General features: G+C 56.6%; 7 protein-coding genes and 2 pseudogenes. 8 read left to right on the top strand and 1 reads right to left on the bottom strand.

Translation table 11 applies throughout. From position 1 onward, the window contains the following. Positions 1–38: 38 nt before the first annotated feature. The gene (locus ACXAF3_RS12590; RefSeq protein ID WP_475112658.1) at positions 39–1,151 is read right to left on the bottom strand and encodes a CapA family protein; all 1,113 of its coding nucleotides are present in this window, start codon (positions 1,149–1,151) and stop codon (positions 39–41) included. 144 nt (positions 1,152–1,295) lie between these two features. On the opposite strand from ACXAF3_RS12590, the gene ACXAF3_RS12595 reads away from it, so the two are divergent. The 8 genes and pseudogenes from ACXAF3_RS12595 (at position 1,296) to ACXAF3_RS12630 (ending at position 10,111) form a co-directional block, all read left to right on the top strand. After that, positions 1,296–2,543: an HlyD family secretion protein gene (locus ACXAF3_RS12595; protein ID WP_475112659.1), complete on the top strand. Its 1,248-nt coding sequence runs from the start codon at positions 1,296–1,298 to the stop codon at positions 2,541–2,543. Positions 2,544–2,554: 11 nt separating this feature from the next. Beyond that, the gene (locus tag ACXAF3_RS12600; protein WP_475112660.1) at positions 2,555–4,669 is read left to right on the top strand and encodes a peptidase domain-containing ABC transporter; all 2,115 of its coding nucleotides are present in this window, start codon (positions 2,555–2,557) and stop codon (positions 4,667–4,669) included. 516 nt (positions 4,670–5,185) lie between these two features. After that, entirely contained in the window at positions 5,186–5,377 is a 192-nt protein-coding gene (locus ACXAF3_RS12605) for a hypothetical protein (protein WP_475112661.1), read from the top strand. A gap of 518 nt (positions 5,378–5,895) precedes the next feature. Further along, positions 5,896–6,700, top strand: a pseudogene (locus ACXAF3_RS12610) (IS3 family transposase); the annotation flags it as partial. Positions 6,701–6,761: 61 nt separating this feature from the next. After that, positions 6,762–7,927 (top strand): annotated as a pseudogene (locus ACXAF3_RS12615) (IS3 family transposase). Positions 7,928–8,400: 473 nt separating this feature from the next. Then, positions 8,401–9,195: a lysostaphin resistance A-like protein gene (locus tag ACXAF3_RS12620; protein WP_475112662.1), complete on the top strand. Its 795-nt coding sequence runs from the start codon at positions 8,401–8,403 to the stop codon at positions 9,193–9,195. 56 nt (positions 9,196–9,251) lie between these two features. After that, positions 9,252–9,830 carry an ABC transporter ATP-binding protein gene (locus tag ACXAF3_RS12625; RefSeq protein ID WP_475112663.1) on the top strand — a complete coding sequence of 193 codons (579 nt, stop codon included), beginning with the start codon at positions 9,252–9,254 and terminating at the stop codon, positions 9,828–9,830. Next, positions 9,827–10,111 (top strand): hypothetical protein, encoded by a 285-nt coding sequence (locus tag ACXAF3_RS12630; RefSeq protein WP_475112664.1) that lies wholly within the window; start codon positions 9,827–9,829, stop codon positions 10,109–10,111. Before ACXAF3_RS12625 ends, ACXAF3_RS12630 begins: the two co-directional genes overlap by 4 nt. The last annotated feature ends 106 nt before the right edge of the window (positions 10,112–10,217 follow it).

Below are 10,217 nucleotides of genomic sequence, written 5' to 3' on the forward strand. Positions count from 1 at the left end.
AGGCGAATCCGGCCCCTGGCTGTGCGCCGCTCGGGGCGTCACCAGGCCAACAGAAATGTCGCCCCGTCTTCCGATAGTCGCATTGCGGCTCCCAACTGGCGGCACTCGCGGTCCAGGGTGTCGAGCAGCCAGTCGCGATCCTCACGCGTGGGCTGCTGCAGCCGGAAGCGGCGCATCTCTAACGGAATCACCTCCAGGCGCTTCAGGGCGCCGCTCTCGCGATCCAGATCGATGCAGTAGAGCGGCCGCAGATGCGAGCGGTACTCTTCGTGACCGCTGATACCCTCGTAGTCGTTGATCAGATCCCCGCAGCCATACAGAATCGCCCGCTGCCGGTAGACCTCGATACCCATCGGGTGGTGGGAGGAGTGGCCGTGCACCAGATCCACGCCGGCATCTATCAGCCGCCGGGCGAATGTCTGCTGTTCGCGCGCTATGCGGTAGCCCCAGTTGCCGCCCCAGTGGATCGAGACAATGACCAGGTCTCCCGGCGCTCTGTGGACGTCTATCTGCCGTGCCAGGGCCTGCGCAGTTTCCGCGGATAAGTCGCCGATAAAGTTTACGCCGGCCCTATTCTCCGCCGCCGCCCAATCCTGCGGAATACCGCTGCTGTGGTGACCGCAGGCAAATAACAACAGCCGTTTGCCCCCGAGATCCATCTCCGCCGGCGCCGCCGCAGCGCAGACGTCGACTCCCGCTCCGGCAATTTCCAATCCCGCCCTTTTCAGACTGTCCAGCGTTTCCGCGAGTCCCGCGTAGCCCCAGTCCAGCACATGGTTGTTGGCCAGGCTGCAGATATCGATCTGCGCGGCGGTGATGGTCGGAATATTGCCCGGGTGCATACGGTAGTTGATGCCCTTGCCCGGCCAGGCGTCGTCGCAGCGGGTCACGGCGGTTTCAAGATTGATAATCCTGCAGTCCGGCGCCCGCGCGGTTATGGCGCCGAGCGCCTCGCCCCACGGGTAGTCAAACGAAACGGGTATCGGAATACCGCCGTTGCGCGCCTCCGCCAGCGCCACATAGCCCTCGGCGGAGCGCATACAGGATTCGAAGATCCGCGGATCGCCGGCACGGGGCAGCACCTGGTCTATGCCGCGGCCGGTCATTACGTCGCCGGTGAGAACAATTCGGAGACAAGCTTTTTTCTGCATAACCAATAAATTCTAGAAAATCAGAAACTGAAAGAAGATTCGGTTTCTGTAATGGCGTGTAATTAAAAATTTGTTGTGTCCGCTGCCACATATCTGTAAAAAAATGCGCCGCAAAAGAATAAGTATCGAAGAAAGGAATTCTCGGTGACAGGGTTGTTCCGCCAGCAAGCCATGGAGCGGCAGGCAGATCGTCTACACGGCGAGATTCTGCTGCTGCCGCGCCTTTCACACACGGTCATTCTCGCTCTGCTGCTGCTCTGGGTGCTGGCTGTCATCGTCTGGCTTGCCAACAGCAGTTATGCGCGCAGGGAAACCGTGCTGGGCTGGCTGGAGCCGGCTTCGGGTGTAGTGCGGGTCTATGCCGAAAGTTCCGGCATTATCAAGCAGGTTTTGGTTCGGGAAGGCGACCGGGTCGCCAAGGATCAGCCCCTGCTTGTTGTCAACGGCGACAGAATTCTCGCCGACGGTGAGCATCTCGAATCCCTGTTGTTGGCGGAATATGAAAGCCAGCGCAAATTGCTCACCGAACAGCTGGAGCGCAACGAAAAGATCTATCGCCGGCGCCGGCAGGATATCGAGCAGCGTATCGCTGCCAGTAAAGAAGATCTGGCGCTGCTGGAACAGCAGATACAGACCCAGGCACGCCGTTACGCCTTGATAGCGGAACAGGCGGAACGCTACCGCCAACTCAGGCGCGACGGCCATATTTCCTCGGCGGAGCTGGACTCGGTGGTTGCCCGGGAGCTGGAACTGCACGCCGAACGCCAGGGACTTTCGCGCAGCCGGGTCAACCTGAATAACCAGATTCAGCAACTCGAAAACGAGCTGTCCCTGCTTCCCGAGGAACACGCCAATAGTAGTGACCAGTTGCGCGCGCGTCTCTCCGATCTGGCCCAGCAGATCGCCCAACTGCACGGTCAGCGTGCCTATATCGTAAAGGCTTCCAAGGCGGGCGTGGTCAGCAACCTTCAGGCGAGGGAGGGGCAGCAGGCACAAACCAATGTCCCGGTTCTGTCCCTGGTGCCGGAGGGGCAGTCACTCACTGCCCAGTTGCTGGTGCCGGTGAGATCCGCCGGTTTCCTAGACGCCGGCCAGCCTCTGAATATCCGCTACGACGCCTTTCCCTTCCAGAAATTCGGCCTTTATGGCGGTACTGTGGTGGAAGTATCCGATACGGTGCTGCTGCCGGACGAATTACTCCACGCGCCAGTCGCTGTGCGCGAACCGGTATTCAAGGTATCCGCCAAATTGACGCAGCCGTCGGTCAACGCCTACGGGAAGGCGTTTTCCCTCAAGCCGGGCATGACGCTGTCCGCCGATGTGCAGCTGGCCGAGCGCAGCCTGCTGCAGTGGCTGCTGGAGCCCATCTACAGCTTGCGGGGGCGCCTGTAATGGAAGCGACTGTGCAGCGATCCACCGCGCAAACGCGTCCCGAGCAGCTGCTGCATTTTTCTGCCAGCCGCCGTCTGCCGGTAATACTGCAAACCGAGGCCGCCGAGTGCGGGCTGGTATGCCTGGCGATGATTGCGGGTTATCACGGCTACGACACGGATCTCGCCAGTCTGCGGCGGCGCTTCAGTATTTCCAGTCACGGCACCAATCTAAAAACCCTGATGGATATGGCCGGCCGCCTGCATCTGGCGGGCCGCGCCCTGCGCCTGGACATGGAGCACCTGGGGGAGCTGCAGCTTCCCTGCGTACTGCACTGGGACATGAACCACTTCGTGGTGCTCAAGTCAGTGGAGCGTGCAAAGGTCACCATCCACGACCCCGCTGTCGGTGAGCGGGTACTGACTAGGGAGGAGTTCGGTCAGCACTTTACCGGTGTGGCTCTGGAGCTTACGCCCACGGAGGAGTTCCAGATTGGCGAAGAGCGCCAGCGTCTCAAGCTTAGCCATTTCTGGTCACGTATCAGCGGACTGAAGCGCAGTTTGACCCAAGTGCTGCTGCTGTCTCTGTTATTGCAGCTGTTTGCCGTAGTTGCACCCTTCTATATGCAGACAGTGGTGGATGACGTCATCCTGCGTGGCGACGACAACCTCCTGCTGGTACTGGCCATCGGTTTCGGCCTATTGCTGCTGATCCAGACCGGTACCAATGCCCTGCGCGAGTGGGTGATTCTACATATCTCCAGCCGCCTCAATATGCAGATGGCAGCCAACCTGTTTCGCCACCTGATCCGCCTGCCGATGAGCTACTTCTCCACCCGCCATATCGGCGATGTTGTCTCTCGCTTCGGCTCCCTGAATAAGGTCCGGGAACTTCTGACCACCGGCTTGGTAGCCGCGGTGGTGGACGGCGTCATGGCGCTGATTACGCTGGTCGCCATGTTCTTCTACGACGTAGTGCTGACTTTGATTGTTCTGATGGTCGTCGTCCTCTATGCCGCCTTGCGCCTGTTGCTCTACCGGCCGCTGAGGCTGCTGACAGAAGAGCATATTGTCGCCATGGCCAAACACGACTCCCATTTTATGGAGTCGGTACGCGCTATCCAGACCGTCAAGCTGTTCCAGCGCGAAAACGACCGCCAGGGCCAGTGGCAGAACCGCCTCGCGGATGCCATCAACAAGGATATCCGCATAGCGCGCTGGAATATCGGCTACGACACCATCAACCGCCTGCTGTTCGGGCTGGAAAATCTGCTGGTGATCTACTTCGCTGCCAGCGCGGTGATGGGCAATGTCATTACGGTGGGCATGCTCTACGCCTTTATGAGCTACAAGACCCGCTTTGTGGAATCCATGGATGCGCTGATCGCCAAATGGATAGAGCTGAAGATGCTGGGCCTGCACCTGGACCGCCTGTCCGATATCGTCTTTACCAAGGTGGAGGCGGTAGACGGACCGGATTCTTTGCCGTTGCGTGCGGATGAAACTCTGCCTCTGAAAGGCAAGATTGAGGTACGCAATCTCGGCTTTCAATACGGAGAAGCCGAAACCCCTGCGTTCAGAAACCTGAATTTCACTATCGAAGCCGGCGAGACAGTCGCCATCGTCGGGCCCAGCGGCTGCGGCAAAACCACTCTGCTCAAGTGCCTGATGGGCCTACTGGAGCCGACCGAGGGCGAAATCCTGATAGACGGCCAGCCGCTGAAACAGCTGTCCCATTACCGCAGCCAGATAGCCGGAGTTATGCAGGACGACCAGCTGTTGGCCGGTACCATCGCCGACAATATCGCCTGCTTCGATCCGCACCTGGATCTCGAACGCATAACGGCCTGTGCGCAGATGGCCTGTATTCACGACGAAATCATAAAGATGCCCATGCAGTACAACACCCTGGTGGGCGATATGGGAACCAGCCTCAGCGGTGGTCAGAAGCAAAGAATTGTGCTGGCGCGCGCCCTATACCGCGCACCGCGCATACTGTTCATGGATGAAGCGACCAGTCACCTGGATGTGACGAACGAGTCTTTGGTCAACGACCATATCAAGCGGCTCGCCATCACCCGGGTATTGGTGGCTCATAGGCCGGAGACGGTCGAATCTGCAGGGAGGCAGATAGAACTTACCAGATAAAAACTGGTAGCCATTTACTAAAGGAAAATATAGGGAATTCAAATGATAAATAGAGAGCTTTCACAAGAAGAAATCTCCTCGGTTTCGGGAGGGGGCCTGTACAACCCCTATGTCAATGAATCTTTGGAAGAGCTTCTGGATGAAATTAATAACCCGCTAGTGCCCCCTGCTAAACCGTGGGATCCGTGGACTACTGTTTAACGATTTCCTGCTGGAGCCTACAGTTAACTTATAAGGTCGATGTTATGCGTGAACTGAATAAAAAGATTAACAGTAGCTAAAGGCGAAGAATCGTGCTGGCGCGCGCTCTCTACCGCGCGCCACGCATACTGTTCATGGATGAAGTGGTCAGTGACCTGGATGTGACGAACGAGTCTTTGGTCAACGACCATGTCAAACGGCTCGCCATCACTCGGGTAATGGTGGCCCATAGGCCGGAGACGGTCGAATCTGCAGGGAGGCAGATAAATCTGGCCGGTAGTTAGCTGGCCTTTATTAACCTTTAGGAGATTAGTCATGAAAGAGCTTACAAGCTGCGAGATGAAACAGGTTGGCGGTGGAATCTACCAGGCTTTGCTACCTGTTGCCGTTTCATTCGGTACAAGATTCGTCACAAACCAACTTGTGCGACATTATATCAGTGGTGCTTCTTTGTCGTATGGGTCTTACAAAGCCGCAGCTGGAATCCATGAAACGGTATTTAAATAGTAGCGCAAGTGAGTCGACGCTGACTTAAACTTGGCCAAGCCGATGTCGTTGAGTCGGCTTGGTTTGTTTTTTTAAGTGAAATTACCTGGTGGCAAGGTATGTCAATCGAACGGGTTTATAGGAAATGCCCTGAATGTAGAAAATATACCATCAATATTTCTCTTCTTGAGAAGGGTACATTTTGTCCGAATTGTGGATCTGCTGTCGTGGTCAATCCACTCTATTCATCGATTGTTAGTGTTGGCTTGGCAGTTATGATATCGGCTTTGATTAATGTCGGACAGCTGTGGTTTGGTCTCGTCATGTTGATTGTTCTTGCGATAAGGGCGTTCTTCTTAGATAAGATCGATGCTAGATTTCTTCCTGTTAAAAAAATATAGAAAGGGCCTTGGCGTATAAGTAATTTTTATATCCTTACATAAAAACAAAGTACGTTGCTAAAGCGATCAATGTAGTGGTCTACTAGTCCCGGACACCAATTTAGGTGGTAAAGTCGCCGCCTGAGACAGAGGTGTTCAATAAATAGACAATGTCGATTCTTTTCCCCCGAGTTCAAGCTAGATGCTGCCCGCTTGGTCGTGGACCAAGGGTATTCAATATCAGATGCAGCCCGCGCTCTGGATGTCGGCACAACCGCTATCCGCCGCTGGGTGAGGCAGCTTGAGGCGGAGCGCAGCGGTGAGACGCCTGCAAGCAAGGCTCTCACCCCGGAGCAGCAAAGAATCCAGGAACTTGAAGCCCGAATCAACCGTCTGGAACGGGAGAAAGAGATACTAAAAAGGCTACTACTCTCTTGATGTCAGACGAGATGAATCGTACGCGCTGATAGACCGATTAAGTGAGCTGGAGCCCGTGGAGCTGGTCTGTGAAGCGTTTGAAGTACCTCGATCATGCTACTACGAATATAAGAGCAGAAAGGCCTCGATTGACGCGCCTAGGGTTCAACTCCGCGCCAAGGTCAGCGAGATCTTCAAGCGCAGTCAGCGCAGTCGTAGCGCAGCTGGCAGCAGAACGATTGTAGGGCTGCTCAATGAACAAGGCATCGTGATCGGGCGCTATAAAGTCCGTAGCCTAATGCGTGAGGCCGGATTGATCTGCAAGCAGCCAGGGGCTCATAAGTGCAAGCAGGCCACGGTTGAGCGGTCAGATATACCGAATCAACTGGACCGCCAGTTCGATGTTCAAGCGCCGAATCAAGTTTGGTGTGGCGACATCACCTATATCTGGGCCGATTCGCGTTGGAGCTACCTTGCCACGATCATAGACCTGTTTTCTCGACGCGTTGTTGGGTGGGCTATCTCGGCACAACCGGATACGGCTCTGTGGGGTAGCCTGATTTCTTCGGACAGTCCCGATTGTTATCATCGACGATCGGGAGTTGAAAATGACTATCAGAAAGATCTATTCAATAGAATTTCGTGCTGAGGCTGTAAAGCTTGTTCTTGAGCAGGGGCTGACGCAGGCGGAGGCGGCCCGGAGATTGAGTATTTCCAAAGGCACCCTGGCTAACTGGGTTGTAGCCGCCAAAGCTGGAGGTGAGACGCCGGCGCCGGGTGCGCGCTCTGTTTCAGACTTGGAGGCAGAGAATGCCCGACTGAGGAAGGAGCTGTTAGAGGCGCGCCAAGAGCGGGACATCCTAAAAAAGGCTACAGCGTATTTTGCTCGGGAGTCACTGCCAAATACGCGTGGATAGAGGTGCACTGGGAAGAATTCCCGATGGTAGTGGCTTGCCGGGTGCTGGAAGTTTCCCGCTCCGGTTTTTACGACTGGCGTGGGCGCCCACCTTCGCAGCGGGCACAGGAGGATGAGCGGCTGAAGGTGGCCATCCGGGCCGCCCATGCCAAATCGCGAGGGACTTACGGTGCGCGTCGCTTGCAGCCGGAATTCGCGACAGATGGCTTTGTGGTCGGCCGGGACCGTATCGACCATCTGCGCCGAGAGATGGGGCTTCAGTGTCGGTAGAAACGCAAGTTTAGGGCGACCGCCAACTCGGCGCACTCGCTGCCGGTGGCCGAGAATATGTTGGGGCAGGTATTCAAGCCGACACGGCCAAACGAGGTCTGGAGCGGCGATATTACCTATATCCCGGCGGATGAAGGGTGGCTCTATCTCGCTGGCTTAAAAGACGTATTTACCACTGAGATAGTTGGGTACGCGATGGGGGACCGCATGACTGTAGACCTGGTGAACCAGGCATTATTCAAGGCGGTCTCTCAACAGAGACCAGAATCGGGGTTAATCCAGCACACAGATCGAGGGAGTCAGTATTGTGCCCAGTTTTATCGTGATCTGCAGAAGCAGTTTGGGATGGTGTCTTCGATGTCGCGCAAGGGGAACTGCTTTGACAACGCGCCAATTGAGAGCTTTTGGGGAGCACTGAAGAGCGAGCTTGTGCACCACCGTCGCTTTACCACTCGAACAGAGGCTGAAGCGGCGATCAGGGAGTACATCGAGATTTTTTATAACCGCCAACGCCGTCACTCGCGGCTTGGTAACCTGGCCCCGGCAGAATTCGCCAAGAGGTATTGGGAATCAGCCAGGGCTGCTTAATGCGGGACTGTCCGATATTGTCAGGACACCCCAATTGCGGACTGCAGATAGAAATTGAAAGTCTCTTGGAAGAGAACGACTTGGCGCGTGCGGTGGATGAAGTGTTCTTGGTTGCGCGATCGACAGAGGTCGTTACTCTGCTGGGGGGCGCCCAACGGCGACTGGCAAGTCGCCGGTGATTCGCATGCTGGTGAGGGCTTATGCGGCCAGATAGCGGTGAAATCAAGATATGCAGGAACGCTGCGCCTCTGGCATCACTACGGGCGGCGTACTTCGGCTACCTGCCAGAGGTCCGAGGTCTCTATCTGGAGTGCAGTGTGCGGCAGAACCTGCGTTATATCGGGAAGCAGCGTGGTATTGCGCGGGGCGCAATTCGTAGTCGCGTTGACGTCCGGCAGGTGTGACATCTGGAAGGCTGCGGTCGGGCGAGGTTCAGCCGTTCAATGAAGTTGAGCAAGTAAAAAGGAAAGACCATGGAATCCACACTTGAACACATCTCTCCCCAATCCAGCGCTGCTGGGGGCGCTCGATCGCCGGCGCTGCCGCGGCCATGGCGCGCGGCGGGATGGCTTTGTGTCTTCGCCGCTCTACATTTTCTCGGTGCCTTCCTTTATATCGCCGGTTACGGCGGCTATCTGGGTGCGCAGCTGGGAGCGCGGGGGGAGGTGGTCGATCCGGTCGCGATCCAGTCGGCGGTGGAGGCGCATATGCAGACGCCGGCGGCCATGGTCGGCTTCTATCTGCTGCAGTTCTTGTTGATATTGCCGCTGCTGCTACGGGTGGCGAATTTCAAAGGGCAGTCGCGCTGGCAGACGCTGGCCGTGCGCTCTTTTGCGATCAAATCCCTGTGGCGCTGGGTGGCCCTGTTGCTGCTGTTTCTGGTTGCGCAGATGCTGGTGGTGCGGCTGCTGGATATCGAGCAGGGGGAGTTTATGCAGATGCTGGCCGGCAGCCGTCATCTGCCGTTGGCACTGGTCATCGTCTTCGCCGCGCCGGTGCTGGAGGAACTGGTGTTCCGCGGCTATCTGTTCACGGCCTGGCGGCAGTCGCGGCTCGGCTTCAGCGGTACGCTGCTGCTGACTTCCGCCCTGTTTACGCTGTTGCACTGGGGGCAGTATCACTGGATACAGATGGGCTTTATCTTTGTGCTGGCGCTGATACTCGGCCTGGCGCGGGAGAAGAGCGGTACGGTACTGCTGCCGGTGCTGCTGCATCTGTTTAATAATCTGGCCAGTGCGGTTGTGGTTATTTATCTCGGAATTTTGTGACCGGTCTGGGGGGCACTGCGAGTGCGGCCCGATGAAAGCATCTTTGTGGTTCGGGAATGGAAGCACTAGAGATTACATCACTTCAGGTGAATCGCTCAAATAGACAAGTCATCAGAGATTTGTCATTTGCGGCGACAGGCATGCGGATCAAGGTGTCCGGTGGCAATGGTGTGGGAAAGACAACGCTGTTGCTGGCGATAGCGGGTCTGTTGCCGGTAACTGCAGGAAGTGTGCATCTGCTCGGTAGGGCCCGCCCGTCAGAAAGGCGTAAGATTTGCGGCCTATCTTCCAGCGGTATATGCATTCCCGATTATTTGTCCGCGGCACAGGCAACTTCCCTGTTCCACTGTGATGATCGGCAGCAGTTGAGTTGCTTTGAAGCGCGGTTTCTCGAAGGGATCAATCCGGACGCACGGATAAGCAGCCTGTCAGAGGGGCAACGTCAAAAGATTGCGATAGTGTGCGCACTGCGCAAGGAGCGAGGAGCACTGTTGCTGGATGAGCCTTTTAATGCATTGGATGCCGCCTCCGCGGGCATGCTGCGAGAGTATCTGCTTGGTTTCAGTGGACTGCTGATCTACATAGACCATAGAAATTCCATGCCCGAGTTCGAAGAAGCCAGTCTTGTCCTGTGAGCATGGGGCTGACTGAACTGCTGAGTCTCGGCGCTCGCCACAGGCTCGAGGCGCTAAAGGAAGCGCACAAGTGGGTGTCCGCTACTCTCGCCGTGGTGTTTCTCCCCGCGCTTCTGGCCATCCACCTGCCGGTCAGCCTGCTGCTGGTGGGGACTGAAGGGGAGGCCTTCTATGCCGGTGTCATACTCGCCGTCGCTCATGTCGCCTTTGCACTGGTCGGCTTGCACCTGTCGCCCCCGGTCGAGGAAATGCAGTGGCTCCTCTTGCGGGCCGGGGTGTAGTGGTCAAGTTATTTTGGCCACCGTCTTTTGAGCATTCCAGTATTTCTCTTCTGCCACATTCGGCGGTAAACCGTCGTTATTCTGGTGTGGCCGTATTTGGCTGTAG

The organism is Microbulbifer sp. ABF4_143 (assembly GCF_056160225.1).

Coding starts and splice junctions, on each gene's coding strand:
- ACXAF3_RS12590 (WP_475112658.1), bottom strand. CDS start 1,151: ATGCAGAAAAAAGCTTGTCTCCGAATTGTTCTCACCGGCGACGTAATG.
- ACXAF3_RS12625 (WP_475112663.1), top strand. CDS start 9,252: ATGGAAGCACTAGAGATTACATCACTTCAGGTGAATCGCTCAAATAGA.
- ACXAF3_RS12605 (WP_475112661.1), top strand. CDS start 5,186: ATGAAAGAGCTTACAAGCTGCGAGATGAAACAGGTTGGCGGTGGAATC.
- ACXAF3_RS12620 (WP_475112662.1), top strand. CDS start 8,401: ATGGAATCCACACTTGAACACATCTCTCCCCAATCCAGCGCTGCTGGG.